29 protein-coding genes are annotated in these 25,763 nt (G+C 64.5%); 17 read left to right on the plus strand and 12 right to left on the minus strand.

Annotated features, from left to right (window positions below; translation table 11 throughout):
* Together asnB and HGO92_RS03350 are read right to left on the minus strand one after the other, a co-directional pair.
* Positions 1-1,521 carry an asparagine synthase (glutamine-hydrolyzing) gene (asnB, locus tag HGO92_RS03345; RefSeq protein WP_205834105.1) on the minus strand — a complete coding sequence of 507 codons (1,521 nt, stop codon included), beginning with the start codon at positions 1,519-1,521 and terminating at the stop codon, positions 1-3.
* Positions 1,521-2,090 carry a dihydrofolate reductase family protein gene (locus tag HGO92_RS03350; protein WP_169991792.1) on the minus strand — a complete coding sequence of 190 codons (570 nt, stop codon included), beginning with the start codon at positions 2,088-2,090 and terminating at the stop codon, positions 1,521-1,523. The genes asnB and HGO92_RS03350 overlap by 1 nt, the downstream gene beginning before the upstream one ends.
* A 177-nt stretch (positions 2,091-2,267) precedes the next feature.
* On the opposite strand from HGO92_RS03350, the gene HGO92_RS03355 reads away from it, so the two are divergent.
* Genes HGO92_RS03355 through HGO92_RS03370 form a run of 4 tightly spaced genes read left to right on the plus strand, consistent with a single transcriptional unit; the run spans position 2,268 to position 8,903 of the window.
* A complete protein-coding gene (locus HGO92_RS03355; protein ID WP_169991794.1) occupies positions 2,268-3,749 on the plus strand; it encodes a DUF3375 domain-containing protein in 1,482 nt (493 codons plus the stop codon).
* Entirely contained in the window at positions 3,746-4,522 is a 777-nt protein-coding gene (locus tag HGO92_RS03360; protein ID WP_205834106.1) for a DUF4194 domain-containing protein, read from the plus strand. Before HGO92_RS03355 ends, HGO92_RS03360 begins: the two co-directional genes overlap by 4 nt.
* The gene (locus HGO92_RS03365; protein ID WP_169991796.1) at positions 4,519-7,824 is read left to right on the plus strand and encodes an ATP-binding protein; all 3,306 of its coding nucleotides are present in this window, start codon (positions 4,519-4,521) and stop codon (positions 7,822-7,824) included. Before HGO92_RS03360 ends, HGO92_RS03365 begins: the two co-directional genes overlap by 4 nt.
* Positions 7,825-7,838: 14 nt before the next feature.
* Complete coding sequence (locus HGO92_RS03370; protein WP_169991798.1) at positions 7,839-8,903, plus strand: MBL fold metallo-hydrolase; 1,065 nt, start codon at positions 7,839-7,841, stop codon at positions 8,901-8,903.
* Between the two features lie 45 nt (positions 8,904-8,948).
* Here HGO92_RS03370 and HGO92_RS03375 read toward each other — a convergent pair whose 3' ends face one another.
* Positions 8,949-9,284 carry a MerR family transcriptional regulator gene (locus tag HGO92_RS03375; RefSeq protein WP_169991800.1) on the minus strand — a complete coding sequence of 112 codons (336 nt, stop codon included), beginning with the start codon at positions 9,282-9,284 and terminating at the stop codon, positions 8,949-8,951.
* 110 nt (positions 9,285-9,394) lie between these two features.
* Here HGO92_RS03375 and HGO92_RS03380 point away from each other — a divergent pair, with 110 nt between their 5' ends.
* The 5 genes from HGO92_RS03380 to HGO92_RS03400 all read left to right on the plus strand — a co-directional run bounded on the left by HGO92_RS03380 (position 9,395) and on the right by HGO92_RS03400 (position 11,906).
* Positions 9,395-9,817 (plus strand): Hsp20/alpha crystallin family protein, encoded by a 423-nt coding sequence (locus HGO92_RS03380; RefSeq protein WP_169991802.1) that lies wholly within the window; start codon positions 9,395-9,397, stop codon positions 9,815-9,817.
* Between the two features lie 157 nt (positions 9,818-9,974).
* On the plus strand, positions 9,975-10,403 hold the full coding sequence (locus tag HGO92_RS03385; RefSeq protein WP_169991804.1) for a DnaJ domain-containing protein: 429 nt from the start codon (positions 9,975-9,977) through the stop codon (positions 10,401-10,403).
* A 33-nt stretch (positions 10,404-10,436) separates the two neighbouring features.
* The gene (locus tag HGO92_RS03390; RefSeq protein WP_169991806.1) at positions 10,437-10,835 is read left to right on the plus strand and encodes a hypothetical protein; all 399 of its coding nucleotides are present in this window, start codon (positions 10,437-10,439) and stop codon (positions 10,833-10,835) included.
* 98 nt (positions 10,836-10,933) lie between these two features.
* Positions 10,934-11,281 (plus strand): GNAT family N-acetyltransferase, encoded by a 348-nt coding sequence (locus tag HGO92_RS03395; protein ID WP_169991808.1) that lies wholly within the window; start codon positions 10,934-10,936, stop codon positions 11,279-11,281.
* Between the two features lie 163 nt (positions 11,282-11,444).
* Positions 11,445-11,906, plus strand: coding sequence for a hypothetical protein (locus HGO92_RS03400; RefSeq protein ID WP_169991810.1), 462 nt, complete (start codon positions 11,445-11,447; stop codon positions 11,904-11,906).
* Positions 11,907-11,961: 55 nt separating this feature from the next.
* Here HGO92_RS03400 and HGO92_RS03405 read toward each other — a convergent pair whose 3' ends face one another.
* The 3 genes from HGO92_RS03405 to HGO92_RS03415 form a co-directional block, all read right to left on the minus strand.
* Positions 11,962-12,843, minus strand: a complete 882-nt coding sequence (locus HGO92_RS03405; RefSeq protein ID WP_169991812.1) for a polysaccharide deacetylase family protein — start codon at positions 12,841-12,843, stop codon at positions 11,962-11,964.
* Between the two features lie 12 nt (positions 12,844-12,855).
* Positions 12,856-13,827, minus strand: a complete 972-nt coding sequence (locus HGO92_RS03410; RefSeq protein ID WP_169991814.1) for an asparaginase — start codon at positions 13,825-13,827, stop codon at positions 12,856-12,858.
* A gap of 174 nt (positions 13,828-14,001) precedes the next feature.
* Positions 14,002-15,114 (minus strand): DUF2267 domain-containing protein, encoded by a 1,113-nt coding sequence (locus HGO92_RS03415; RefSeq protein ID WP_169991816.1) that lies wholly within the window; start codon positions 15,112-15,114, stop codon positions 14,002-14,004.
* 208 nt (positions 15,115-15,322) lie between these two features.
* On the opposite strand from HGO92_RS03415, the gene HGO92_RS03420 reads away from it, so the two are divergent.
* Positions 15,323-15,841 carry a DUF421 domain-containing protein gene (locus HGO92_RS03420; protein WP_169991818.1) on the plus strand — a complete coding sequence of 173 codons (519 nt, stop codon included), beginning with the start codon at positions 15,323-15,325 and terminating at the stop codon, positions 15,839-15,841.
* Positions 15,842-15,866: 25 nt separating this feature from the next.
* On the opposite strand, the gene mgtE is transcribed toward HGO92_RS03420, so the two are convergent.
* Entirely contained in the window at positions 15,867-17,207 is a 1,341-nt protein-coding gene (gene mgtE, locus HGO92_RS03425) for a magnesium transporter (protein WP_169991819.1), read from the minus strand.
* Positions 17,208-17,379: 172 nt separating this feature from the next.
* On the opposite strand from mgtE, the gene HGO92_RS03430 reads away from it, so the two are divergent.
* Together HGO92_RS03430 and HGO92_RS03435 are read left to right on the plus strand one after the other, a co-directional pair.
* A complete protein-coding gene (locus HGO92_RS03430) occupies positions 17,380-17,562 on the plus strand; it encodes a hypothetical protein (protein WP_169991820.1) in 183 nt (60 codons plus the stop codon).
* A gap of 205 nt (positions 17,563-17,767) precedes the next feature.
* Entirely contained in the window at positions 17,768-18,160 is a 393-nt protein-coding gene (locus tag HGO92_RS03435; RefSeq protein ID WP_169991821.1) for a hypothetical protein, read from the plus strand.
* 76 nt (positions 18,161-18,236) lie between these two features.
* Here the strand turns inward: HGO92_RS03435 and HGO92_RS03440 are convergent, their stop codons facing one another.
* The 5 genes from HGO92_RS03440 to nicT all read right to left on the minus strand — a co-directional run bounded on the left by HGO92_RS03440 (position 18,237) and on the right by nicT (position 22,795).
* Positions 18,237-19,064, minus strand: a complete 828-nt coding sequence (locus tag HGO92_RS03440) for an urease accessory protein UreD (RefSeq protein ID WP_169991822.1) — start codon at positions 19,062-19,064, stop codon at positions 18,237-18,239.
* Positions 19,064-20,773, minus strand: a complete 1,710-nt coding sequence (locus HGO92_RS03445) for an urease subunit alpha (RefSeq protein ID WP_169991823.1) — start codon at positions 20,771-20,773, stop codon at positions 19,064-19,066. The genes HGO92_RS03440 and HGO92_RS03445 overlap by 1 nt, the downstream gene beginning before the upstream one ends.
* Positions 20,766-21,311, minus strand: a complete 546-nt coding sequence (locus HGO92_RS23420; RefSeq protein WP_205834107.1) for an urease subunit beta — start codon at positions 21,309-21,311, stop codon at positions 20,766-20,768. The genes HGO92_RS03445 and HGO92_RS23420 overlap by 8 nt, the downstream gene beginning before the upstream one ends.
* On the minus strand, positions 21,308-21,610 hold the full coding sequence (locus HGO92_RS03455) for an urease subunit gamma (protein WP_169991824.1): 303 nt from the start codon (positions 21,608-21,610) through the stop codon (positions 21,308-21,310). Before HGO92_RS03455 ends, HGO92_RS23420 begins: the two co-directional genes overlap by 4 nt.
* Positions 21,611-21,724: 114 nt before the next feature.
* Entirely contained in the window at positions 21,725-22,795 is a 1,071-nt protein-coding gene (gene nicT, locus HGO92_RS03460) for a Nickel transporter NicT (protein ID WP_502305981.1), read from the minus strand.
* A gap of 219 nt (positions 22,796-23,014) precedes the next feature.
* On the opposite strand from nicT, the gene HGO92_RS03465 reads away from it, so the two are divergent.
* The 5 genes from HGO92_RS03465 to HGO92_RS03485 all read left to right on the plus strand — a co-directional run bounded on the left by HGO92_RS03465 (position 23,015) and on the right by HGO92_RS03485 (position 25,611).
* Positions 23,015-23,272, plus strand: coding sequence for an antitoxin (locus HGO92_RS03465; RefSeq protein ID WP_169991826.1), 258 nt, complete (start codon positions 23,015-23,017; stop codon positions 23,270-23,272).
* Between the two features lie 383 nt (positions 23,273-23,655).
* Positions 23,656-23,832 (plus strand): hypothetical protein, encoded by a 177-nt coding sequence (locus tag HGO92_RS03470; protein ID WP_169991827.1) that lies wholly within the window; start codon positions 23,656-23,658, stop codon positions 23,830-23,832.
* 2 nt (positions 23,833-23,834) lie between these two features.
* On the plus strand, positions 23,835-24,200 hold the full coding sequence (locus HGO92_RS03475) for a DUF2243 domain-containing protein (RefSeq protein ID WP_169991829.1): 366 nt from the start codon (positions 23,835-23,837) through the stop codon (positions 24,198-24,200).
* 194 nt (positions 24,201-24,394) lie between these two features.
* Entirely contained in the window at positions 24,395-24,784 is a 390-nt protein-coding gene (locus HGO92_RS03480; RefSeq protein WP_169991831.1) for a cytochrome c oxidase assembly protein, read from the plus strand.
* Positions 24,781-25,611 (plus strand): phosphatase PAP2 family protein, encoded by an 831-nt coding sequence (locus HGO92_RS03485; protein ID WP_169991833.1) that lies wholly within the window; start codon positions 24,781-24,783, stop codon positions 25,609-25,611. Before HGO92_RS03480 ends, HGO92_RS03485 begins: the two co-directional genes overlap by 4 nt.
* Positions 25,612-25,763 lie beyond the last annotated feature (152 nt).

The raw sequence follows: 25,763 nt of genomic DNA on the forward strand, positions 1-25,763 counted from the left end.
TCAGGCTTCGACGAACCTGCCCACTGTCTTCTGTGCATTGACTCCCGGCAGCGCCGTCGTGAACATGCGGTAGTACGCCAATTCCTCCCCGGTGCGAAGGGGCGGATCCAGCACATCGGATTCGCGGGCGAGTTCCTCGTCTGAGATTGTGGCGCCAAAGTGACCGCGGAGCACATCGTTCATGCCTGTGCCCTGGCCGAATTGCTCCTTGGGCCGCCACAGCACCTCATCCGGTATCCAACCATCGAAGGCACGGCGCAGCAGCCATTTCGCCGGGCGCTCGGAGCTCGTAAGTTTCCACGCCGGCGGAAGTGCCAGGGCAAGTTCCACCATGTCCAGATCCAGGAACGGCAACCGCGGTTCCAGTCCATGCGCCCCGGCGACGCGGTCCACCCGCTGCAGCCCGCCGATATGCAGGCCTTCGATGGTGTCGAGCAGGTCCTGATGCAGGGCTTCGCCGCTACTGTGTTCGCCATAGTGCGAGTATCCGGCGAACAGCTCGTCCGCCCCCTCGCCGACCAGCACAATCTTGATGTGGTCCTGTGCGAGTCGGGATACCAGGTGGTTAGGCACGGCGCTGTGCACCAGAGTCGGGTCGAAGGATTCCAGCTCGGCAATCACCTGCGGGACCAGACCGATGGCATCTTCGGCCGTGTAGACGTGCTCATGATGCTCGGTCCCGCAGTGCTCGGCCACTACACGCGCCGCAGCAAGATCCGAACTACCGGCCATTCCCACGGCGAACGTTTTCAGGGTCTTGCCCTTTTTGCCGGCGATCCGCGACGCAATGGCCGTCACGATGCTCGAATCCACCCCGCCCGAAAGCAGGACGCCGACAGGAACGTCGACCTGCATGCTCCTTTCGACGGCGCGCACCAAGGTCTCGCGCAGTGCGTCAAAGACCCAGGTGGGCGGGTCCTCCTCCGGGGTACGGCTCTTAAGCAGCACCGGCGCACCGGAAGGAAAAACGGGACCGGGAATGAGACCGGCTTCCGGCGTCCAGGCGTGTCCCGGCGGAAAAGGCTCCACCGAGGGGCGCCACTGCTCGTCGAAGGCTTTCATCTCCGAGGCGAACAACACTGTCTGGCCTTGGCGGGCCCAGTACAGGGGTGCCAGCCCGAGCGGGTCACGGGCCGCTACAAACCGCCCGTCCTCCGACGCAATGACCAAGGCGAACGTACCCCAGAGTTTTTCGAAGGCGGCAACCCCGATTTCTTCGTAGAGCTGTACCGCCGCTTCCAGATCCGAGCCGGTGTGGAAGCGGTCCGCGCCCAGCCTGGCACGGATCCGCTGGTGGTTGTAAATCTCGCCGTCACCCACCAGCCAGATGTCCTCGGTACTGCCGGACAGGGGCTGGCCGCCGTGTGCAGGATCGACGATGGCGAGATACCGGTTCCCCAGCCAGGAAGGTCCGCATTGGCGGAACCCCACCCCGTCAGGTCCACGGTGCGATAATCGGTCCAGCATCCGCTTCCCGGTTTCGGGGTCGAAGGGGCCATGGGCGGCAACTATTCCGGACATCAGCGATCACTCTTTCCCACGCCGTAGCGGAGATAAACAACGCCGTTTCCGAAACGGCGTTCATCCAACAGTTCAAGCTCGATCCGGATTCCGTCGGCCAGGAAGCGTTTGCCGCATCCCAGAGCAATAGGCGATAGGAAAAGGTGGCACTCGTCCACCAGCCCGGCCCTGAGCGCCTCGGCCGCGAGCTCGGATCCGCCCACCGCAAGGTCGCGGTCCGTCTCGTCCTTCATCCGGCGGACTTCGTCCGGGGCAAAGTTGCGCTCGATCCGGGTCCTCGCGCTGGAGGCAGTCTCCAAGGTTCTGGAGTAGACGACTTTGTCCGTCGTATCCCACATTGTTGCGAAATCATGCTCGACAGCCGGCAGTCCGGCGTCGTTGGACAGACCCTCCCAAGCAGTCATGACCTCATACATCCGCCGGCCGAAGAGGTAGGTACCAATCTGCCGCTGAAGATCGTTGATAAAGGCGTGGACTTCTTCATCCGGCATGCTCCAGTCGAAGCGGCCCTGCTCGTCTGCGATGTACCCGTCCAGTGAGGCGATCGCCGAATAGATCAAGTTGGTCATGGAGAACCTTCCGAAGACCATGTGCACTGCGTCAGTCTGACCATAGATCCGGCTGCCCGCAGATGACAACCGTTTCGGCACCTTCCTCGAGAGCACCTCGTGATTCTGCCACCCGGAGCTGCATCCCTTAAGATCAATGGGTCCCCTCCGCAGCCAGGCACTGGCAGAAAGTTCTTGATGCGCTCCACTGAACAAGCTGTCTCCAACTGGCACACCCAGAAGGACTTCAGGCTCAGCCCTGCCTGGAAGCTGCTCTCCGCGGCACCGTGGACCATCGCCTTCTTCCGGGCCGAGTTCACCCCGAACCGGCCGCGGATTGGGCTCGAGGAATTCCACGCGGCACTGGCTGCCTTCCTGAAGGAACTCCGGCACGAGAACCTGAATCTCAACGAGCAGTGGCAGGCAGCCAACTATGCCGATTCCTGGGTGCGCAACCAGTTCCTCGCCCGGCCGATGGTGGACGGACAGTTTGTCTACGAGCCCACCGCGCAAACCCAGCGGGTGCTGAACTTCATCGAGGGTTTCACCCAGGAGCGGACCAATCTCAACAGCTCCCGGTTGAGCGCCCTGCTGAACAGCATTGAATCGCTCGCCCACGAGTCCGACCCGGATCCGGCGGCGAGAATTCGGCAGCTTGAGGCAGAAATCGCCGAGCGGCAGGCGCAGATCCAGGCGTTGGAGACCGGCCAGGAACCCGCGGTCCTCCCACACGAAACCTCCGTTGCCGCGGCCCGCAGCATCCTCGACCTGGCTTCCAGTCTGCCAGCGGACTTCAAGCGGATGCGCGACGGCGTGGAGGCCATGCTGCACAACATCCGGCAGGAAATCATGGAGTCCAGCGTGGCCAAGGGCGTGGCCGTGGGCCAGGTGCTCGAAGGCGACCGCCAGCTGCGCAGCACCGCCGAGGGCGAGACCTTCCGCGGCTTCACGGAGTTCCTGAACAACCCGCAGCAGCAGGCCCGCTTCCGCCAGGCTGTCCGGGAGGTGCTTGAGCGCGATTTCGTCTCCGATCTCAGCTCCGACGAGCGCAACACCCTGGCCAACATGGTGCGGGAGCTGCGGCGCCAGGCCTCCGAAGTCCATGCCATCTACGGCCGTCTCTCCGAGAGCCTGCACACCTATGTCCAGAGCGACGAGTTCCGCGAGTCGATGCTGCTGCGCAAGGCCATCCGCTCGGCCGAGCTGGCCGTGGCCCACTCGCCGGACCTGAAGACCCGCACGCCGGCGGTTCCCGTCAACCTGTACCTGCCGGAGTTCGAAACGCTGGCGGGCATCGGGATCTTCAACCCCGAGGACCACGTCCCGCCTCCCCGGCTTGCCGAGCCGCCGGCGCTCAGCGACACGGACATCCATCGCACGCCCAATACGCCCAAGGCCGACGCCGGTGCCATCCGCCAGGCGATCAGCGCCGCCACCGCAGCGGCGACGGACGGCAGGGCAACGCTGGGCGCGGCGTTCGGGCTGCTGCCGCCCGAGCAGCGCCACATCAACTCAGTCCGCGGCCTGGTGCTCGCCGCCCGCAACACGGACCAGGACATCACCGGCGACCGGTTCGAGGTCCTCACCTACAAACAGATCGACGGCGTCGAGCGCACCGCCTACCTCCCGCTCGTCACGTTCACCAAAGATTCAACAGACTCAAAGGACGACAGCAAATGACCGAGACGGAAGCTGACATTGCGGCGAGCGGGTACCGCGCGGAGCGGCAACTGTTCGACGGCGACACCGGTACCTTCCCGCTGCAGCTGCGCCAGACGATCGTGCGGCTGCTGCGCGGACCGTACATCGATGGCGTTGCCGACCCCCGGCTGTGGACCACCGTGCTGGACAACCGGCAGGTCATCGCCGACTACCTGTGCGAGATCTTCCTGGTGCTCAGCGTGGATCCGGACCGGAAGATCGCCATGCTCACCCCGGCCGAAGTGGACGCCCCGCACACCACCGCCATCCAGCCTCGCAAGCCGCTGCGGCGCGAGGAAACGCTGCTGGCCCTGCGGCTGCGGCTGCTGCTGGACCGGCACGCCGGCTCCGGCACCGACGCCACGATTTCGCGCGCCGCCGCCCGGGAGATCCTCGAAGAACACCGGCAGCTCGGCACCGTGGACGACAAGCGGCTGGAAGAGCTGACCGATGCCTCCATCTCCCGTCTGCTTGCGTTGAAGCTGCTGCTGCCTACCGAGCTGGCCGGCGTGTACCGGGTCAGCAACGCGCTGGCCATGGCGCTGCCGTTCGACAGCATCGACCAGATCCCGGCCTACATCGAAGCGTTGGCCCGCAGCGACGCCCAGGAACTGCTGGACCCCGACCTGCTCGACCAGGAACTGCCGGATCCCGAGCTCCTGGATCCTGAGCTGACCGCCCCGGAGGCCGAAGGCCACGCTTCCGGCAGCACCGTCCCTAACAACACCACCGCAAACGAGGAGGAACTGTGAGCATTGCCCAGACGCTCCCGTTCGGCGAGGAGATCAACCCCGGCCAGTACCGGTTGAGCAAAATCCAGGTGATCAACTGGGGCACGTTCCACGGCCGGCACACCATGTATGTGGACCGCGCCGGCACACTGCTCACCGGCCACCCCGGGGTGGGCAAGTCCACGCTCTTCGACGGCATCCAGCACATCTTCTATGCCGCGCCCCGGCTGAATGAGTCCGCCAACGAGGCCAGCAACCGCAAGGACCGCCGCACCACCTACAGCTACATGCGCGGGCGGAAGGCCAAAACCGCTGCGGGCACTACCTACCAGCGGCCCAGCGCCACCTGGTCCGCCGTCGCACTGGTCTTCGACGACGGCCTCGGCCGCCAGGTCACCATCTCCGCCCTCTTTGATCTGCCGGCCAACGGGCTTGAAGGCCAGGTGGGCAAGCACTACGTCATCCACAACAAGCCGCTGGACACCGAGGCGCTGGAAAACCACGGCGGACGGCGCTTCTCCCCTACCTCCCTTCATGCCGCGCTGCCCGGTTGCGAGGCGTTCGACGTGCACAAGGCCTTCGCCGAGCGCTTCCGCCGCCGGCTGGGAATCGATAATGACAAGGCCTTCAGTCTGCTGCGGACCCTGCAGAACGGCAAGGGTCTGGACAAGGGTGTGAATAAGTTCTTCCGCTACGAGGTGCTGGACATCCCGTCCACGCTCAAGGCGGCCGCGGGAGCCATCGAGGACTTCAGCCACCTGCGCGGGATCTACCGCCAGCTGGAAGAGGCCACCGGCCAGCGCGATGCTCTGGCGAAGGTACCGGCGCAGCACCTGCGCTACCGGGAACTGCGCGAACAGCTGGAGCGGAACCGGGAACTGGCCGAGGTGCAGCTGCCCCGGGTCCGCCAGCAGCTGGCAGCCGGGCTCCTCGAAACCGAAACGGCCAGACTCACCGCCCAGCGCGAGGCCAAGACCCTGAGGATCCGGGAGGAAGCCGCGGCGAAGGAGAACCTGGAGGCGCAGGTCCAGCGGCTGGATGAACAGCATGCCAGCCACGGCGGCCGCGCGATTGAAGCGCTGGAGCGTGACATCCGCGCCGCCTCGGTGGAACTGGCGCAGCGCGAGCGCGTCCTCACCCAGGTGCAGCAAGACATTGACGACGCCGGGCTGCAGGTTGAGTGGTCGACCGACGGATTGGCGTCTGCCCGCAAGCAGGCTGCGGCCGCCGTCGAAGAGCTCACCGCCGAGGCCGCAGCCGCCAAGACCCTCGAATATGAGGCCGTTGCCGCAAGCATCAACGCCAAGGACCGGGAGAAGAAGCTCCGCGCCGAGATCGCGTCCTACGCCCGGCGGGGCAACAACATCGACGGCGCCAGCGCAGCCGCCCGGCGGCAGATCAGCGCCGAAACCGGCATCGCACCTGAGGACATGCCGTTCGCCGGCGAGCTGGTGGACATCGCCCCGGAGCACCTGCCGTGGCGGCCTGCCGCCGAGAAGGCCCTGCGGTCGCTGGCCACCACGCTTCTGATCCGCGGTGACGATATCCGAACGGTGACGAAGGCAATCGATGCGCTGGACAGCCATGGCAAGCTGCGCTGGATCAATATCGCCACTCCCCCGCGCCCGGGAACCGCCGGAGACCGTGATTTGGTCGGCAAACTCGAATTCAAGAACTCGGAGGCCGGCGACTGGTTGAAGCAGAAAATCACCAGTGATTACGCCTTCACCTGCGTGGACTCCGACGCCGAGCTGCATCACGAGGACAAGGCGATCAGCCTCGCAGGCACCCTCAAGCTGAACAAGAACACCTTCGAACGGGACACCCGGAAGGTTAATCCGGGCGACTACCTGCTCGGCTTCAACAACACGGACAAGATCGCCCTGCTCGAAGCGCAGGCGGAGCGCATTCTGCGGGAGCATGCGGACGCCACCGAACTGGCCGACCAGCGGAGCAAGGCCAAGGACGTGCTCGCCGGGCGGCTGGACGCGCTCCATCGTGTCGCCTCCGATACCCGTCCATGGTCCGACGTCGACAGCAGCGCCCAGCGCGAAGTGCTGGAAGGCCTGCAGGACCGGCTGCGCGAAGCGGTGGACAGCAGCGCCACCCTCGCGGAAATCCACGCCGAGCTCAAGGCTGCCAAGTCCGAGCTGGAGGCCAGTGTTGGCCGGCTCGCAGTGCTGCGCCACGACCTCCAGGAGCTGGACAAGCAGTTCCGCAATGCCGAGTCCGCTTGGCACAACACCGTCCGCCGGGCCGAAGAAAACCCGCCGGCGGAGTGGGCTGCCGAGGCCATCGGCCGCTACCTGGAACCGCTGGGCGAACCGACGGGGCTGGAGGAACTGGAAACCGCCTTCCACCGGCTGGCCCTGGAGCTCAAGGACGCCGCTGCCACCCTCAGCGATGAGCTCCACAAAACGGAGACGGCGCTGACGGATACCTTCAAATTCTTTGCCCGCGACTGGGGCGAGCATCTGAGCGCTTCCTTTGGCACCGGCGTCGAAAGCGCCGCGCAGTATGAGCAGCTGTACCACGACATCATTTCCGAAGGCCTGCCGCAGCGCGAAGAGGAGTTCCGGGAGTATTTCAACAACCGCTCCTACGAGCGCTTTTCGGACCTGCTGCAGATGCTGGAGGAGGAACGCCGTGCCATCGAGGAGCGCATCCTGCCGCTGAACCAGATTCTGGACGACGTCCCCTTCGACAACGGCAGCCACCTCAAGCTCGAGGTCCGGACCAGCGTTCCGGAGGAAGCCCGCACCTTCCGCACAGATCTGAAAAACGCGCTGGGCAATGCCTACGTCAAGCAGACTCCGGAGCAGATGGCCGCCAGCTATAAGGCGTTGGAACGCTTGGTGGACGCGCTGAACGATCCGGCGAAACAGCACTGGCGGGACACCGTCCTGGATGTGCGCCAGCATGTCACCATCAGCTGCAACGAGCACCACCCCAACGGGGAGATCGAAACCGGGCTGGAACCCGGCACGCTCTCCGGCGGCGAAGGCCAGCGCTTCACCTCGTTCATCATGGGCGCCGCGCTGGCGTACCAGCTCGGCATTGCCAGCCAGGGTTACAGCACCTACGGCACGGTGATGATCGATGAGGCCTTCATCCAAGCGAACTCCGAATACGCCGGCGCCGGCATCAACGCGCTGCAGGAATTCGGCTTCCAGCTGCTGCTGGCCGCACCGGAGGACAAGGTGGATCTGTCCCGGCATCTGGGCTCCATCACCGACATCATCAAGCATCCGGACGCTAACGTTTCCGGTTTTGTGGAAACGGGGGCATCGCCGGCAACGGCCACGGCGATCGTGCTGCGCTGACCTAGACTGGTCGGATGCCAGAAGAACCAGTCATCACCGTCACCGGCCGCGAGCAGTACCGGGCGTGGCACGCCAAGGAATTCCCGCCGGTGGAACAGCTGCGTTCCAACGTCTGGTCCATTCCGGTGCCATTCCCGGGCAATCCGCTGCGGTACACGATCAGCTACCTGCTGCTCGGCACCGGAGCGTCCGTGTTGATTGATCCGGGTTGGGACAGCGACGACGGCTGGCAGCATCTGGTGGACGGGCTGGAGCAAGCCGGCATAACCCCCGGGGACCTGACCGGTATTGTGGTCACCCACTATCATCCGGACCACCATGGCATGACCGGCCGGCTGAAGGACGCATCGGGCGCCTGGCTGGCGATGGACGGGGATGAATGGATTCCGGATCCGTCCCGCGAGGTGGACGAAGTACGGAAGGCGGACATGTTCCGGCTCGGCCACTGGGGTGTGCCGCAGGACCGGCTGGAAGAGCTGACTTTTTCCCGCCGCGCCAACCGCCCCCGACTGCTGTCGCCTGATCTCCCGCTGGCCTCCGGCGAAATGCTTCCCGTCGCCGGGCTGAACGTCCGCGCCGTCTCCACTCCGGGGCATACTCCGGGCCACCTCTGCCTGGTCGATGAAGACAACGGGCTGGTTTTCAGCGGCGACCACGTCCTGCCGCGGATTTCCCCGCACATCTCCCTCGAACACGAGGGCCTGCCAAACCCCCTGGCCGATTACTTCGACTCCCTCGCCGCCATCGATCTGGGCGGCGACGTCGAGGTCTGCCCGGCGCACGAGTACCGCTTTACCGGTTTGTCCCGCCGGGTGGCCCAACTGGCACGCCACAACCAGGCCCGCTCGGATGAAGTACTGCTGGTCCTGCGTGAGCAGGCTCCCGGCTCGGTCTGGGAGGTTGCGCGCGAGCTGACCTGGTCCCGCGGCTGGGCATCCCTGAACGGGTTCTCGTTGCGGCTCGCGCTGGCGGAAACCGCCAGCCACCTGGTGTATCTGGAGTCGCTCGGGCACGAGGTGGATGTCGCGGTTGATTTCCCCAAACCGGTCACGGCCATCGCTGCCGATAGCGTCCGCTGACAGCCAGACGGCATAGCAGGCGCCGGGACGCGCCTCGTGGACCGCTTAGCCCTGCTTCGCAGACCGCTTCTGCCGCCGGTCCCGCTCCTTGGCCGCGTCCAGTTCCCGTTGCAGCGCGGCGTTGACCTCCTCCAGCCGCAGCACTTTGTCGACGCCGGCCAGGTTCAGTCCGTCGTCCACTAGTTCGCCGATCCGGCGCAGCCGCTCGACATCGTTTTCGCTGTAGCGGCGCGTGCCGCCCTCGGTTCTCCCGGGTTCCACCAGGCCCTTGCGCTCGTATAGCCGCAGTGTCTGCTGACCCACGCCCACCAGGTCCGCGGCCACCGAGATGCCATAGACGCCTTGCTCTGCCCGCAGCCGCCGCTCGTCGTCGTTGCCCAATTTCTTCCTCCGCACTTCTTGCAAATATTGTAGCGCAGCGTCATAATATCTGTGTCAGCAGAGATAGATAATCTGCCCGACTAACAAGAGAAGAACTGAAGGAGGCAACCATGTTGATGCGAACTGATCCGTTCCGGGAGCTCGACCGGCTGACCCAGCAGGTCTTCGGATCCCAGACCCGTCCCGCCGCCATGCCCATGGACGCTTGGCGCGAAGGCGACGAGTTCGTGGTAGAACTCGACCTGCCCGGCGTGGATCCCGCAACGATTGATCTGGATGTCGAGCGCAACGTCCTTACCGTAGCCGCCGAGCGCAAGTCCCGGCTGGATGACGAGAAAGAAGTAGTGGCCGCGGAACGGCCCACCGGCACCTTCAGCCGGCAGCTCGTCCTTGGCGACACCCTGGACACGGACAAGGTCACAGCAAATTACGACGCCGGGGTGCTGGCTCTGCGGATCCCGATCCGTGAGCAGGCCAAGCCTCGCAAGATCGAAATCAACAGCAGCGACACCCAGCAGCAGATCAACGCCTAACCCGAAGGAGAACGGAAGGACGCACAAGGAGGCTGATATTCGGCGGGATTTCGCGGTTGCCCTGTCTGGCTGCAGGGCAACCGCCCCTGCCATGATCACTTTCGGTGCATCCGTAGCCGTGCCCTGTGCGGACGGAAGACTGCAGAGGAGAACCGAGATGGAAGAGCAGGATCTCTACGCGGTCCTTGAGGTGGATCGCGACGCGGACCAGGAACAGATCCGCCGCGCCTATCGTCTGCTGCTGCGCCGGCATCACCCCGACCTCCAGCTCTCGGCAGATCCGGAAACCGCCCGGGCTGCGGCACGCACGATGGCCCGCATCCTGGATGCCTACACCGTGCTGGGCGATCCCCGGCGCCGGGCCGCCTATGACAACCGCGGACAGCATCGCGCGGCGTCGGTTCCGGATGCCCGGCCGAGGTCCCGCGCACGCCATGTGGCCCTGGATGTGCAGGATTCGGAGCCGGTAATACTGGGCTGGACGGCGCTGCCCGAAGATACGGTCTGGCTGTTTCCTCCGGTCTCGCCCCTGCGCCCGCCGCGGGACGTGTTTGATCTGCTGGTCCGGCGATGGTTCCTGGGCTAGCCTGACCCGAATATCACGAGAAAGGACCGCAAAGTGTCAAACTGGCGGCGCTACGATTCAACCCTATTTCCCATCTTCCACGAGCGCTTCGAGGAACGCTGGGGCGAGGGCACAGCCCCGTTCCTGAATCCCAGTGTGTTCGACGAGGACCAGCCACGTCCCCGCGCCCAGTGGATCAATGTGGACACCGGCGCAAGCGTCGCCGTCGTCCCTATATGGGAGGATGACCGGAAGCACCGGTCCTTCGCCGTTTTCTATCTGCCACCCGCTGGCGGCATCTGGGTTCTGCGGCCCGGTTTCACGCAGTACATCGAAGCGGAAACCCAGGACGACGCCGCACAGCTTGCCCTTCGCAATGATTCCTTCAAGAAGGCCGTGGCCCATGCCGAGGAGTTCATCTTCGGGCCCGAAGGGAAGCAGCCGCCGTCGTAAATAATTTCCTCCGAAACTGAACCTTCAACGGGGTCTCTGCGTCTCATGCAGTAACTGGCGCGCGCCTTGCGCACCATCGGAAGCAAGAGGAGACTCTGATGCCTGCCGTTCGCGATGACCCCACGCATTCCCAGTTCATCATTTTCTCGGACGGAACCGTCGCCGGGACCCTGACCTACCGCATCAAGGGTGCAGAAATCTGGTTCCTCAAAACCACCATCGACCGCGGCTTCAGAAACAAGCAGCTGGACACTTTCCTGATTATCAGCGCCCTGGACTTCGTCCACCGCCGCCAACTGATGGTGCGGCCCATGGACCCGCTGGTGAAGAAGACCATGTATGAGCATCCCGAGTACTTGCACCTGCTGCCGCACCGCCCGCATCCACCGGTCCGGCGTGGCCGTCATCCCGTCGTGAACCAGACGGCCCGCCATCCGGTTGCTTAGTCGGGAGGCGTCCCCAGCTGGTGAGCTAGTACGTCCGTTTTACCGCCGAGCGAGGTAAAACGCGCGTCCGCTACTGCCTCAGTCAGCCACGCATTCCGGCGAGGTGGGCAATGCGGTGCAAAATGAACGCTATCTGGTCGGGGGCGGGTCCTACGCTGAAAGCATGAACAAAGATCAGCCGCCGCAGAGCCGTTGGACGAACCGGACGCGCACCGAGGGTGGAGCCGGACCGGCGGAACCGGCGGGTGACCTGCAGGATGCAGCGGAAGTCGCACGGCTGTTTTGCGAGGCGCTGATGGACCCCGGTCATTTCCGGAACACCCTCGAAAGCCTGGTGACACCCGGTTCCCGGGCACATTGGGGAGATTTCAGCGCCGCGGCGCGGGAGCTGCAGCAGGTTCCGGTTTGGGACGTTGCCGCGGTGGCCGAGCCCGCGGAGGAAGATCCCAAAGTGGCCTACGTCGGGATCTTCCCGACGGCCGCAGCAGGAACCACGCCAGGCAGCAGCCGTCCGGCAGACGGCGCTACCGTTGTCACCCTGGTCTGGCGGGATCAGCTTGGTGCGTGGCTGGTCCACGCCTTCGGCCAGCCGGTTGATCCGGCAACGGCCGGGGGAACCGCGTGACTTCGCTGCCAGCCGCTGCCAGCCGTTACTTCGCCTCCGGTCGCCACTTCGCCCGTTACTTCGACCGTGGGCTGCGCGCCTTGAAATCCTCCGCAATGGTGTGGAAGTCCGCCCACCTGACACCGTCGTGGCCACTGATGTGTTCGATCAGCCGCTCCAGCATGAGCAGCACCTGCGGCCGGCCCGAAACATCCGGGTGGATGGTCATGGTGAAAGCGGCGTAGTCGCGCTCCCGGTAGACCCAGTCGAACTGGTCGCGCCACATTTCCTCCAGCTGGCGCGGATTGACGAATCCATGGCTGTTGGGGCTGGATTTGATGAACATCATCGGCGGCAGATCATCCAGGTACCAGTTGGCCGGAATTTCCACCAGATCGGTTTCCTCGCCCCGGACCAGCGGCTTCATCCAGGTCTTGGCCGGCTGGTCGTAGTCGATCTTCGTCCAGCTGTCGCCCACGCGCACGTAGTACGGCTCGAAATCGCGGTGCATCAGTGAATGGTCATACGCGATGCCGCGCTCCAGCAGCAGTTCGTTGGTGACCTTGGAAAATTCCCACCACGGCGCCACATAGCCAGTCGGACGCTTGCCGGACTTCCGCTCGATCAGGTCGATGCAGTAGTCCAGGATCTCGGTCTCCTGTTCCCTGCTCATCGCGATCGGGTTCTCATGGCTGTAGCCGTGGACGCCGATCTCGTGTCCGGCCGCAATAACTTCGTCGAACTGTTGGGGAAAGGTCTCGATGGAGTGGCCGGGCCAGAACCAGGTGGCCGGGAGCTCATACTTGGCCAGCAGCGCGTTCAGCCGCGGAACGCCTACTTCACCGGCGAAAACACCGCGCGAAATGTCATCAGGCGAGTCCTCTCCCCCGTAGGAACCGAGCCAACCGCCCACCGCATCAACATCAATTCCAAAAGCGACGAAGATTTCCTTTGCCATGTCTTTCCTTCCTCAGAGGTACGGCTCCAGCAGTTGTGCTTCGGGCCGCCGCTCGCCGGAGATCAGCAACGCCAGCAGGATGCGCGCCTGGAACAGCGGCAGCGAGCCCAGTGGAACGGCCCCTACCCGTACAAGATCGGCGCCACCGCCATTGCCGTAGTACGGAACCACCGGCCCTTCCGCCACACGAGTGGAAAGCCCAACAACGACGCCGGACCGCACCGCTTCTTCCGCCCAGGCACACAGCGCGTGATTGCCATTGCCCACCCCGGTGCCCGCAATAACGACGGCGGCAGCACCGGCTTGCACAGCGGCGGCCGCGAGCGCGGCATCGGCTCCGGGGTAAGCGCTGACTACGTCCACCCGGGTGCTGTCAAAGGCCGGCGTCGGCCGGGCCAACGCGGGTGCCCGAAGCGGTTGCATCGCCAAGCGGACGTATGTCCCGTCGGTGCGGCCGATCGGACCGCCGTCGGCCGTTTGGAACGGAGCCGGGGCCACGGTATGGGCCTTGCCGGTGCCCCGTGCGGCAAAAATCTGTCCGGCGAAGGAGATCAGCACGCCGTGTCCGCGGGCCTCGGAAGCCGCCGCAACGGCAACTGCTTCGCGAAGATTTACCGGACCGTCAGTATCAGCGGCATCGGCCGGCCGCTGGGCACCGGTGAACACCACGGGCTTGGGACTGTCATGCACCAGGTCCAGCAGGTAGGCCGTTTCTTCCATGGTGTCCGTACCGTGGGTGACTACGATCCCGTCAACCTCAGGCCGGGCCAACTCCTCGGCGACGGCTTCGGCGATGAGGCGCAGATGGCGGTGTGCCAACAAATAGGATCCGAGCTGGAGCACATCCCGCGCTTCCACCGCTACGTCCCCAGCCCCGAGCCCCGACACGAGGTCCTGCACGCCCCGGCTTGCTACCGATGCGCCATCGGCACCCTTGCTCGACGCGATGGTCCCGCCGGTTGCCAGTACAGCCACTCGGAGCATTGGGTGCACCCTTCCGAGGAAGTCTGTTCCTCGTTCTGCCAGGAGACATTATGTTCGCCTGTCGGTACTGCCAGCATGGTGGACGCTCTGTCTTAGTTCAAGGGCAAGCCCATGTCTGGCCTCCGGCGGGCGACGGGTTACGGTTTTTCCCTCCATCCATCTGACGGATCCGCCTCACTCCCGGCCACCGGATGTTTCATCAGCTAATTTCCGCCGTTCCTGTTGTCGTCTGCTGTAGGTTGCTTCCCGGATGGATTCGTCGCTGTCGAAACTGGACCCCAGCGCGCCGGCAAAGGTGCCGAGGGAACTGGCGAGCCACGCCAGCCGCGCGTAATCGATGGGGCTGACGGGATGCTTCAGCTGTGACTGCAGGTAGTCCCCGGAAATCACCGCCAAGGACCCCAGGAACAGCACCGCGAACAGAATCAGGTACATCGCTGCAACGCTGAGGACCACGGTGATGGCCGTAGCGACGTTATCCATGCCTGCGCGGCCGGCCAGTCCGTGGAGCCGGCGCCGGTCCCACAGTCCGTTGTACCCGATCAGCCATGCTGTCATCGAGACAACGGCAAGGACACTGATTCCTGCCAAGCGGAGGGGGCTGGAAGAATCGGCCATGTTCCAGATGGACGCGTAGAAGATGCCGAAGGCGCCGGTGCCGATTGCGGCAGCGGTGGCGCTGGACAGTGATGGCAGGAGCCGGCCCGGTTGGTTGCTGCGGATCATTCCCAACATCAGCCGTAGCCGTCCGCGCAGTCCCGACAGGTACGAGTATTTCCCGTCATCTCTGGCAGAGGAGAAAACGCCATGCACCGGGGCGAGCCGGTCCGCATTTTCATCGTCGGCCGGCTCTTCTGCGGAAGACGCTTCGATCATATGCGCTACCGCATGCAGCACCGCCTGCAAAGTGCGGCGCCGGACCCGTGGCCAGCCCAGGGCGGGCAACGAGATCAGGCAGACACCTTGGGCCACGTTGACGTCGCTGACCAGGGGCTCGTTTCCGACGTAGCGGGGCAAGTCCGTCACATAGACCAAAAGGTCCCAGTGATGGCGCTGTTTCAGATCCTTCGAATACCGCTCCAGTTGGACATCGCCGTCCGCGTCGAGCGGGAGGGTCTCACGGATGACGGAAACCTCCCACCGCACCGCGGCGTCGATATTTTCGGACAACTTGCCCGGCAGTGTGTCTCCCAATCGTGTGGCCACGAGCTCCGGCAGCCCGGGATCGGCCATCAGGCCCAGGACGATGGTCCGACTCTCGCGCTCGTCCCCTCCGGATGGTGCCATAAACTCCCCTCCCGGCTGTGGTAGCTCGACCGCTTGTACGCTCGCCTATCGGTGCCATCGGAAACCGCACTGCGATCAGCGACTTGGCCCGAAATCCAATCTTATAAGTATACTTACTTATTCTGGACGGCCAGGGCTGCGCTGCTCCCCGATCCCCCGATCGAGGCGGGGAATGCGCCGCCATCGTGGGTTCGCAGGAGGTATTTCGATGGACTGGGCTTCAATTCTTGATCCGTCCCTTCCCGTGGCCGAATTGGTTGTGCAGGGCAGCTTGCTGTTTCTGGGGCTGACCTTCATCCTCCGGCTGACGGGGCAACGGGAGTCAGGCTCGTTGGCGCTAACGGACCTCCTGGTCGTTGTCCTGCTCGCGGAAGCCGTCTCCCACGCGTTCGCCCCCGATTCCACATCCGTCACGGACGGTTTGATCCTGGTGGTGACGATCTTGGCCTGGAGCGTTGTTCTCGATGCAGTAGCCTACAAGTTTCCATCGGTCAGAAAGATCCTTAAGCCGAGCAAGAGGTCACTGATCGAGAACGGGCAGTTGAACAAACACCTCATGAGGAGGGAGTTTATGGGCCGTGAGGAAATCGAGGCCCAACTGCGCCTGCAGGGTATTGAAAATCTGGATCAAGTGAAATACGCCTTTATGGAACCAAATGGAATGATCAGCACATTCCGGAAGGACGGCGGCGAGGCCGACCCTACTCCACAGCCGCCAGCCAGCTAACCTGTGAACGTCGCGCTGGGGCTCGTCATAGATTCAGGACCGTCCGGGCGATCAGGAAGTACATCACCAAGCCGGTAGCGTCGCAGAAGGTTGAAATGAACGGATTGGAAAAAACGGCCGGATCGACCCGGATGGACTTGCCGATCAGGGGCATAGCCCCGCCGACCGTCGCTGCCATGGTGCACACGCTCAGCAATGTCAGCCCGATGACAAGTCCCACCCCTGCGCCGTAGAAGATCGAAGCCAGGGCAAAGCCCAGTCCACCGAGCATGACGCCCAGGGCCGCTCCTACCCGTACTTCCCGCAGGAGAACTTTCCCCATGTCCCGGATCCGCACATCCCCGAGCGCCAAAGCACGGGTCACGGTCGTGGCGGCCTGGTTTCCGGTGTTTCCGCCGGTTCCGGTGAGCAGCGGGATGAACAGGGCCAGGACCACCATCTGCTCCAACGTCGCCTCAAAGATTTCCAGGACTTGGACCGTCAGGATCGCCGATACGGCCAGCATCAGCAGCCACACCACCCTGGATCGCACCAGGCGCATCACCGGCGTCGCGAGATAGGGCCTGCGCAGCGGTTCGCTGCCGCCAGCACGTGCCGTATCCTCGGATTCTGCGTCTTCCAGAATGCGCAACGCGTCGGCAACCGTCAGACTCCCGACAAGTCGGCCTGCCTCGTCAACGACGGGCACAGCCAGCAGTTTCAAGTCCGCGCAACGCCTGGCCGCCTCCTCAGCCGGGATGTCCACGCGTACAGACTCGGGCGTCCGCATGATGTCGGCGATATGGGTCTCCGGGTTGGTGCCGATAACATCGGGCAGGGTGACCACACCGATGAGCCGGCCGGCTGCATCGGCCACCGGCAGGATACAGAGCGTGTCGACCTTGTCTGTGGAATCCCGGACCAGTCCCAGCGCCTGGGCAGCCGTCAGCTCCGGGTGCAGGGACAACGGGTCCGACCTCATCCAGTGCCCTATGGTCCCTCTGGGGTAGCGCAGCAGTGCGGAGGTGATTTCCTGCTGGGCGGGCGGGAGTCCGGCGAGTAAACGCTCGGCGGTCCGGGCGGGAGTGATATCGAGGAGGCGCGCGCGGTCCTCAGGCCGAAGCGTGGCGAAGATCGCTGCTGCCTCGGAGGCCTCCAGCCGGAGGATCAGTTCGCGCTGCAGCTCCGGATCCAGCCGCTCGAACACCAGAGGCGCTGCCTCTTTGCTCAGCAATAGGAAGACCGTCACCCGCCGTTTGGCATTCAGCCGTTCCAGCAGCTGGACGGCCTCAACCGGGCCCAGCCCGGAGAGGATGTTGGCCACTCGGCGCTGATCTGCCTCCCGGACACCGCGTTCGACCTCGACTGTCGTTGTCTCCAGATCCACTGCGTGCACCCCTTCCGTCGGAGCATTCCGGCGCTTCGGTACCCCGGCATGCTTCGTCCACTCCTATTAACTCAGATCAATCATCCGTGACTTTCTCGATCACGGTTCTGCCGCACAGGCTGTCGCCAGCGCGGCCCTTGCCCTCCCACTGATGACGGCCTACAGTCTGGGCATGGACAAGTCTGCCGAAAGTGGCCCGGGCAAGACCCGAAAAATTGACACAGGCGAGGTACCGGAGAAACAGCTGCACCGGTGGAAGGGCGAAGGCGGCGCGTTGCCTCCCGAACCAGAGACAGACCCGGACCCGGAAGCTGGGTCCGGGTCCGAATCACGCCCGGAGACGGACGACGCCTGAGACGAAATAACCCGGCCTCCGCCTCATTATCGCCCACGCCCTGAAAAATGCCGCCGATCAGGTAGTCAACGCCTCGACGGTACTGGTCTGGCTGATCGCCTCCATCGGCGTTCCGTCATGGATTATCGGGCTCTCCTCGTACCGGTCCGCGAGTCGGGCAGCGGAAGCGGTCTGGATCACCGGGGCGGCCGGACATGCAGCCCCGGTGACCTTCGCCTGCGTTGTTAAGGAACTGGCTGGCGTCCCCGCAGAAAATAACGACGACGGTGGTTGGCTCGCGCGGTCCTGGAGCCTGCTGCGGGAAGAACAGCCCTTCCGCAGATTCGTTGGGGCGCGCGTACTGCTGCTGGTATCCGTCCTGAGCCCGCCGTTCATTGTCGCCATGGCGGAAGAACGCGGCACCGGCGGTTTGAGCGGGCTGGGACCGTTCTTCATTGCCTCCGGGCTGGCAGGAATCCTTGGAGGCCGGCTGGCAGGGCGCCTGGCCGTGGCGTCCGGGTCGCGCGAAAGACCTATGTCGTGGACATGGCGACGGGAGACCAGCGCACGGAATACGTCACCGTCTCGATTACCGCTATGGGCGTCCTGCTCCTGGTAACAGCGGGATCAGCAGCGCCCCCGCGCAACCCGGCACGGGCGCGGCGCTGCTGTTTCTTGCCAGGCCGGCCCCGGTTTCATACCTGTACGTGGCCGGCTTGCTGCTGGCGTGCATATTGGGCCAGACCAGCGTCGAGTTGCCGGGTCAGCATGATCGAGTCCTCGGCGAGGCTCGAAATCAATAGCGTCTTCGCGTCCAGCTGCATCAAGGCTGTATCCGGGATTCCGTCCGGCAGAGACTGGACGACGTTGGTCTGCCCCTCTGTTTCCGCATCCACGACCAGCAACGATCCCAACGCCCTGCGGCCGCCCGTAACGGCGGAGCTGTCCCAGCCGGTCATGCCGTCGCCGACCGCGAGTTCCTGGTCGTAGAGGGCAACGCCGTCGTAGGAGACGCGCAGGCGTTGGCGCACCGCTCCCGGGCTCTCGCCGTGACGGCCGAGCACGAGTTCCTCGCGTGCGAACAGCCGGGCGCCGTCGTCCATGTCAATACGGGTGCCTGCCTCATGGCGGCAGCGCTCCGCCAGGATCTGCCTTCCCGGCAGCCAGACGAGCGTCCCGCCTGAGGCGACTTTGATATTGATCTCGCTTCGGGATTCCAGGCCATGCGGCCCGGGCAGTACCAAGGTGGCGGCAACGGCGCGGACAATCAAGACCGCCCCCTCCCTGACCTCAATATCGAGCCGGAAGTGGTCTCCGCCCAGCGGACCGGCAGCGCCGGCAACCAGGCTGACGCCGGCACTGTGATCCGTGTTCAGCCGCCAATGGTGCAGCGCCGCCGGCGGTTGTTGGCGGGTAGGTCGCAGAATCAACGGCGCCTGGGACCGCATGCGCAGGATGCGCGCGGACTGTCTTCCCGTCGTGCCGGATGGGTTGTCCGCGATAAGACGCGCGTGGGCCAGCATTAGAACAGGAAGTATCTCTGTGCCATGGGCAGTTCGGTGGCCGGTTCGTGCTCGATCAGTTCTCCGTCGATTTTGACGCCGTAGGTATTCGGATCGACTTCGATGTGCGGCATCGCGGTGTTTTCGGGCATGTCTGCCTTGCCGCGGCCGCGGACGTTGCCGACCGGGACGAGCGGGCGGTTGATCGAGAGCCGGTCTGCGAGTCCGTCTTCGATCGCCGCGGGAGCGACGAACGCCACCGAGGTGGAAGCGGCAGCGCGGGAGAAGGCGCTGAAGCCGAGGCGTTCCATGACCGGTTGCGGCGTGGGTACGGACGCGTTGGGATCTCCCAGCGCTGCCACGGCGGCGACCCCGCCCTTGAACACGGCTGTCGGCCGGATGCCGAACAGTGCCGGCTGCCAGAGCACCATGTCCGCCAGTTTGCCCGGCTCGATGGACCCGATTTCGTGTTCGAGTCCGTGCGCGACGGCGGGGCAGATCGTGTACTTCGCGACGTACCGGCGGGCACGGTGGTTATCGGCCCGGTCATCCCCGGGCAGGGAACCGCGCAGGCGCTTCATCCGGTGCGCGGTCTGCCAGGTCCGCATCACGACTTCGCCGATGCGGCCCATCGCCTGCGCATCCGAGGACATGATCGAGAGCGCACCCATGTCCTGCAGCACATCCTCGGCCGCGATCGTTCCTTCACGCACCCGGCTCTCGGCGAAGGCAAGGTCGTTGGGGACCTGCGGATTCAGGTGGTGCGCGACCATGACCATGTCCAGGTGCTCGTCGATGGTGTTGCGGGTAAAGGGCCGCGTCGGGTTCGTCGAGGCCGGCAGCACGTAGGATTCGCTGGCGATCCTGATGATGTCCGGGGCGTGCCCGCCGCCGGCGCCTTCGGTATGGAAAGCATGGAACGTGCGCCCGTTGACCGCCTCGAGGAGGTCCTCGACGAAACCGGATTCGTTCAGGGTGTCGCTGTGGATGGCGATCTGGACCCCGGAGTCATCGGCGACCTGCAGGGCCGCGTCGATGACCGCCGGCGTGGCACCCCAGTCCTCGTGGACCTTGAACCCGCCGGCCCCGCCGCGCAACTGTTCCCACATGGCCTCGTGCGACGTCGTGTTGCCCCGGCCCAGGAAGAGCACGTTCAGCGGCCAGGGCTCCAGGCCCTCGAGCATCCGCTCGATCCACCACGAACCCGGCGTCGCCAGGGTCGCCTTCGACCCCTCCGTGGGGCCGGTGCCGCCGCCGACCACCGTGGTCGTGCCCGTTTGCAGGGCCATGGCCAGCATGTCCGGGCCGACGAGATGGACGTGCGTGTCCACGGTCCCGGCGGTCAGGATCAGGCCGTTGCCGGACATCACTTCCGTGGACGGGCCGATGACCAGGTCCGGGTGGATCCCGTCCATGGTGTCCGGGTTGCCCGCCTTGCCCAGCGCCACGATCCGGCCGCCGCGGACACCGACATCGGCCTTGATGATGCCCCAGTGGTCCAGGACCACCGCCCCGGTGATGACCAGGTCCGGGGTGCCCTCGGCCCGGGTCGCCGATGACTGGCCCATGGACTCGCGGATCGACTTGCCGCCGCCGAAAACCGCCTCGTCCCCGCCCCGGCACCGGTCCTCCTCAACCTCGATGAGGATGTTGGTATCGGCCAGGCGGATCCGGTCCCCCGTCGTCGGACCGAACGAGGCAACATACTCCGAACGCCGGATCTCACCCATCGAGGTTCCCCTTGCACAGACCCCTGAGGCCAAGGACGATCCTGGCCCCCCGGATCGGGATCAGTTCCACTTCCTCGGCCGCGCCCGGCTCGAAACGCATGGAACCGCCGGAGAGCACGTTCAGCCGCTTGCCCCACGCCGCGTCACGGTCGAACTCCAGCCCGGAGTTCACCTCGGCGAAATGGTAATGGGACCCGACCTGGACCGGCCGGTCAGCGGTGTTCTCGACCCGCAGGACCGTCACTTCCGCGCCCGCATTGATCTCCACCGCTTCATCCCCGTACAGCACTTCACCCGGGACGATAGGCTCGTAGGCCACCACTTTCTGGCTGCTTTGCCGGGTGGGCGACTGCCGCTCGCTGGTGCCCGGACGCCGCGGCTGGCTCGTCCCCGAGGACCCGGAAGCAGGATGACGCGTCTTATGGTTATAGACAACACCGGTGTCATAGCCCGGGTTGTCACTGGGATGGCTGTAATTATCATCGGTGTCCCGGCTGGCCAGGGCCGGGTTGCTGAAAGGATTCTCAGTAATCCTCATTGGATCGGTCCCGTGACCGTGATGAGTTTCGTTCCGTCCGGGAAGGTCGCCTCGACCTGGACCTGCGCCAGCATCTCCGGAACACCTTCCATCACCTCGTCCCGGCCAAGGACTTCACGGCCCGATTCCATCAGGTCCGCAACCGTGTCCCCGTTCCTGGCACCCTCAAGCAAATAAGAGGTGATGACCGCGGTGGCCTCGGGCAGGTTGAGCTTCAGCCCACGACCCTTCCGCTCCATCGCGAGTTTAGCGGCCGTATAGGTCATCAGGCGTTCAACTTCAAAGGTGCTCAACAACATCAGCGGACTCCAAGCATTCTCAAAAGACGTGCTTACCGGCAACGCGAACGCAGTACAACCTGAGTGTAACCACGCGACTCCAGCCCCGGCAATGGCCGCGGTCGTTACGGACGGTCAGTCCGGCACCGAATAGCGGGCCTCGACCTTGCCCAGCTTCCAATACGCGGCCGCGGACAGCCAGGCCACCGCGAACAGCCCGCAGATCACGAAACCGAAATTCTCCAGATCCACCGAAGCCACCCAGGCAAGCGGGCCGCCACGCACCGGCAATTTCTCCGCCGCCAACCCCAACAGGCCCACCCCGCCGACCAGGAAAGCCACGATCACGGACATGCCGGTAACCATCAGGTTGTAATACACCTTCCGCACCGGCCGCGCGTACGCCCACTGGTACGCCCGGTGCATGAAAATGCCATCGAGTGTGTCGAACAACGTCATGCCCGCCGTAAACAGAACCGGCAGCACGAGAACCACGTACCACGGCGCGGCCAGCGCGGCGCTGCCGCCGATCACGAACAACCCGATCGTCGTCGCCGTGTCGAACCCCAGCCCGAACAGCACTCCGATAGGATACATCTTCCACGGCCGGTCGATCTGACGGGCCAACGGCCCCAGAATGCGATTGATGAGGCCGCGGTTTTGCAACAGTTCCTCCATCTGCGCCTCGTTGTATTCGCCGCTCCGTAATTGGCGGAAAACGCGGGCGATCCCGATGAACGAATACAGGTTCAGTGAGCCGATCAGCAGCAGGAACAGCCCGGAGACGATAACCCCCCAGAGCCCGGTAATGGAAGCGAGCACCGAACCGTCGTCGGAAATCTGGTCGGCCAGCAGATTCAGTCCCGCGGCCAGCAGTGCGACGGCAACGATCACAACACTCGAATGGCCCAACGCGAACCAGAACCCCACCGACACCGGCCGGCGGCCCTCCCCCACCAGCTTGCGTGTGGTGTTGTCCACGGCCGCAATATGGTCCGCGTCGAACGCGTGGCGCGCTCCGAGAATGAAAGCAGTAAAGGCCAGCCCGAGCCCAAAAGGTGCCTGGTCGGCAAGTTCATACTGCCCGGGTAATACGACGGCGAAGAACATGCCCCACCCGGCGACCAGCAGAAACGCAATCACCACGGCCATGCCCAAGATACTGCGCCGGTTTCCTGCCGCCTGTCTCTGGAGGTCACGTTTCACGATTGTCCTGCCACTCTTGCCGCATGACGGCTTCGTCTATGGAACTTCAATGGAGCACGTCCGCCCAGAATGCAGAAGTCCCGTCTGCGCTGTCAATAGCAGGCCGTTCCCTCTACACAGAAACTCCCCAGACTCTTTGTCTAGGATGTGGGGCTGGAGGACTACGCATCCTGTTGAAAGGACTGCGTGGTGGAGAGTCAACGAAAGCAGGCATACCCCATGGCAGGATTCAGCAAGTTCGGCAAGATCGCCCAGGAGCTCGCGCGAAACCCGAAGGTCAGGCAGGCACTGCAGAACCCCAAGACGAAGCAGGCCGGCGCCAAACTGGTTGAGCGCGCTGCCAATGCCGCGGACAAAGCGACCAAGGGCAAGCACGCCGACAAGATCCAACGCGCCCGCAATGAAGCCAGGAAGCGGCTCATCGGAGGGGACAACAACGGCAATCACGGGCTCGGCGACAATAAGCCCTCAGCGTAGTCAGGCATCGGCATAGCATATCCACAGGGACCTATTTGAGCTTGCCTTCGCCATAATAAGCATGCTTGGCTTTAGTGGTACCCAAATTTGGAAGGCACGAACGAAAGCATGATTGACAGACCGAACGCAGTACCGTCGACCCTTACAGCGCCTTCACTTGCGCAGTTCCTTCCCACGGACGCATCGCTGCTACACACGATGAGAAACAGGGTGCACTGCCGCAAACCCATGCAGGTGGTCGATGCCGATCGTCCGTCCGTCTCGGAACCTCTGCTCGTCGGCGCGGAACCTTCGGGTTCCGCAGTCGGCTCCGGAGCAATAGCCGAGCCGCACCCAGTCACGACATACCGCTGCGATTGCGGCTTCACCCTTGAGGAGCCGGCATGAGCGAAAAAGACCGCCCCGATAACATCCGCGATGAGCAGCAGACCCAAGCAGGCGGCGCAGTTCCCCCAGGCTTTGTCGGCAGCGGCGACCCGGCAGCCGATCAGAAACCGGAGAATGCACTTGGCCAATCCACAGAGGAGCAGGATCCGCTGAAGCGGAACCAGCAGGACTGAACATGCCGACTCCTGCAGCCCGTCGGAAGAATCTCGTCTCCGGGCTGCTCTTCGGGTTGGGCGTCATCGCCTTTCTGGACGAGGTGGTCTTTCACCAACTCCTGCACTGGCATCATTTCTATGACCGGGGCACAACGGCCGCCGGACTCGTTTCCGACGGCGTGTTCCATGCCTTCAGTTGGTTCGCCACGATCGCCGGGTTGTTCCTGTTCGCCGATTTACGCCGGCGGCACGAACTGCGCCGTCGGCTGTGGGCGGGTGCAGGGCTGCTCGGGGCTGGAGCGTTCCAGCTGTATGACGGCTTGGTGCAGCACAAACTGCTGTTCCGCGGCTGGCAAGCCCGGGACAGCCTGGCGAACGATGCATGAGCACGGCGGCTTCCTGCTCGAAGTTGCGCTCTTCCTGCCGGCGTTGGTCGCAGTCGCCGCGTATCTCTTCTCGGCCGCTTCCCCACGGGTAGCCGGCTGGCCGAAACGCCGCTCGGCCTTCTTCATTCTCGGGGCGATCGCCGCGGCATCAACCTTCGTGGGCCCTTTCGCCGCGCTCAGCCATCGGGATTTCGATGTACCGGACGGACCTTTACCAAGGTATGCAGGATGCTGTCTTTATCCACTGGCTGGTCATGGGCCATGTGCTGGCTGCCGGTTACCTTTTTACCGCGGCAATGGTGGGACGGGATCCGGCTCCGCACCGGCCGACGCATGCCTACCGGTGCGTTGTGCTGATCGCGAGCATTGCGGCACACAACGTTTTGGCCAAGAGCCTGTGCGCCATCCCGCCAGCCGGAGTCCCTGCCGGCCAGGCAGAGACCGGAGGGCAACTGATGTACTACGCTGGCGGCGCGGTGGAACTGGCGCTCATCATCTTGCTGTGGCACCAGTGGTACCGTACCGGCGCACGCAAGGTTCCCGCCGCCGTCGTACGCCGCCCCCGTACCGGACAGGCAGCATGACACCCGGGCCGCACGAGCCGCCGAAGCCGACAGAGGATCGTTTTGTCGGTAGCAAGGATCTCACGCAGTGGAAGACCCCGGTGGGGCGGTTTTTCGCACGTGCGATGGAATGGGCCAGCCGCGCGCTCGGTCCGCACGCCGCGCTCGTCATCACGCTCACGGCCGGCGCCATCCTCGCCACCGCCCTGACTGCTCTTTCGGCCGAAGTCTACGAAGCCGTTGTCGAAACCGATGGCGTCGCTGTACTGGACCAACCGCTGCTCGACGCCGCCGAGACGGTACGTTCCCCGGAAGCCAACACGGCGGTCACGGCCTTCACCAATCTCGGCGGGAGCGTAGGCATGACCGTGCTGGCAGCCCTGGCACTTCTCGTGCTGACGCTTCGGCGAAGGTCATGGACACCCCTGATTCTCATGGTCGCTGCGGCCGCCGGCTCCCTGCTGATGACCATTGCCGGGAAAGAGCTCATCGGGCGCACCCGGCCGCCGCTTTCCTCAGCGGTAGCGCCCTTCGAATATTCGCCGTCTTTTCCCAGCGGCCACTCGCTCAACTCCATCGTCATCGCTGGAATCGTCGCCTACCTGCTGGTCCTGAAGCAGCAATCGAAGCGCACGCGCACGCTGACCATCGCGGGAGCGGCGCTGTTCGCCGTCGCCATGGGCCTGAGCCGCGTCTTCCTGGGCCACCATTGGTTTACTGATGTCCTTGTCGCCTGGACGCTGGGCACTGCCTGGCTTGCCACCGTCATCACAATCCACCGCCTGTTCCTAACCGTTAGCTACCGCAGGGCCGGCAGCCGACGGCGGGCGCAGGCAGGCCCGCCATGAGGCGAAATCCTTTCCGGCCTCCCGCCGTGTCGAGTAGGTAGCGGGCCGTGGTGGCGTGCGGAGCAGGACCAGCAGGGGTGGAACTGGCCCCGGCCCGGGGGTACCTTTGGAAGCATCAGCCCGCCTACGTGGGACGGGCGCGCCCGCTGGAG

It is taken from the genome of Crystallibacter degradans, assembly GCF_012952295.1.
Lineage (GTDB): Bacteria > Actinomycetota > Actinomycetes > Actinomycetales > Micrococcaceae > Crystallibacter > Crystallibacter degradans.

Excerpts from the sequence above, each read along its gene's own strand:
- asnB (WP_205834105.1), bottom strand. The coding sequence starts at position 1,521 with ATGTCCGGAATAGTTGCCGCCCATGGCCCCTTCGACCCCGAAACCGGG.
- HGO92_RS03350 (WP_169991792.1), bottom strand. The coding sequence starts at position 2,090 with ATGACCAACTTGATCTATTCGGCGATCGCCTCACTGGACGGGTACATC.
- HGO92_RS03355 (WP_169991794.1), top strand. The coding sequence starts at position 2,268 with ATGCGCTCCACTGAACAAGCTGTCTCCAACTGGCACACCCAGAAGGAC.
- HGO92_RS03360 (WP_205834106.1), top strand. The coding sequence starts at position 3,746 with ATGACCGAGACGGAAGCTGACATTGCGGCGAGCGGGTACCGCGCGGAG.
- HGO92_RS03370 (WP_169991798.1), top strand. The coding sequence starts at position 7,839 with ATGCCAGAAGAACCAGTCATCACCGTCACCGGCCGCGAGCAGTACCGG.
- HGO92_RS03380 (WP_169991802.1), top strand. The coding sequence starts at position 9,395 with ATGTTGATGCGAACTGATCCGTTCCGGGAGCTCGACCGGCTGACCCAG.
- HGO92_RS03385 (WP_169991804.1), top strand. The coding sequence starts at position 9,975 with ATGGAAGAGCAGGATCTCTACGCGGTCCTTGAGGTGGATCGCGACGCG.
- HGO92_RS03395 (WP_169991808.1), top strand. The coding sequence starts at position 10,934 with ATGCCTGCCGTTCGCGATGACCCCACGCATTCCCAGTTCATCATTTTC.
- HGO92_RS03400 (WP_169991810.1), top strand. The coding sequence starts at position 11,445 with ATGAACAAAGATCAGCCGCCGCAGAGCCGTTGGACGAACCGGACGCGC.
- HGO92_RS03405 (WP_169991812.1), bottom strand. The coding sequence starts at position 12,843 with ATGGCAAAGGAAATCTTCGTCGCTTTTGGAATTGATGTTGATGCGGTG.
- HGO92_RS03410 (WP_169991814.1), bottom strand. The coding sequence starts at position 13,827 with ATGCTCCGAGTGGCTGTACTGGCAACCGGCGGGACCATCGCGTCGAGC.
- HGO92_RS03415 (WP_169991816.1), bottom strand. The coding sequence starts at position 15,114 with ATGGCACCATCCGGAGGGGACGAGCGCGAGAGTCGGACCATCGTCCTG.
- HGO92_RS03420 (WP_169991818.1), top strand. The coding sequence starts at position 15,323 with ATGGACTGGGCTTCAATTCTTGATCCGTCCCTTCCCGTGGCCGAATTG.
- HGO92_RS03430 (WP_169991820.1), top strand. The coding sequence starts at position 17,380 with ATGGACAAGTCTGCCGAAAGTGGCCCGGGCAAGACCCGAAAAATTGAC.
- HGO92_RS03440 (WP_169991822.1), bottom strand. The coding sequence starts at position 19,064 with ATGCTGGCCCACGCGCGTCTTATCGCGGACAACCCATCCGGCACGACG.
- HGO92_RS03445 (WP_169991823.1), bottom strand. The coding sequence starts at position 20,773 with ATGGGTGAGATCCGGCGTTCGGAGTATGTTGCCTCGTTCGGTCCGACG.
- HGO92_RS23420 (WP_205834107.1), bottom strand. The coding sequence starts at position 21,311 with ATGAGGATTACTGAGAATCCTTTCAGCAACCCGGCCCTGGCCAGCCGG.
- HGO92_RS03455 (WP_169991824.1), bottom strand. The coding sequence starts at position 21,610 with ATGTTGTTGAGCACCTTTGAAGTTGAACGCCTGATGACCTATACGGCC.
- HGO92_RS03465 (WP_169991826.1), top strand. The coding sequence starts at position 23,015 with ATGGCAGGATTCAGCAAGTTCGGCAAGATCGCCCAGGAGCTCGCGCGA.
- HGO92_RS03470 (WP_169991827.1), top strand. The coding sequence starts at position 23,656 with ATGAGCGAAAAAGACCGCCCCGATAACATCCGCGATGAGCAGCAGACC.
- HGO92_RS03475 (WP_169991829.1), top strand. The coding sequence starts at position 23,835 with ATGCCGACTCCTGCAGCCCGTCGGAAGAATCTCGTCTCCGGGCTGCTC.
- HGO92_RS03480 (WP_169991831.1), top strand. The coding sequence starts at position 24,395 with ATGTACCGGACGGACCTTTACCAAGGTATGCAGGATGCTGTCTTTATC.
- HGO92_RS03485 (WP_169991833.1), top strand. The coding sequence starts at position 24,781 with ATGACACCCGGGCCGCACGAGCCGCCGAAGCCGACAGAGGATCGTTTT.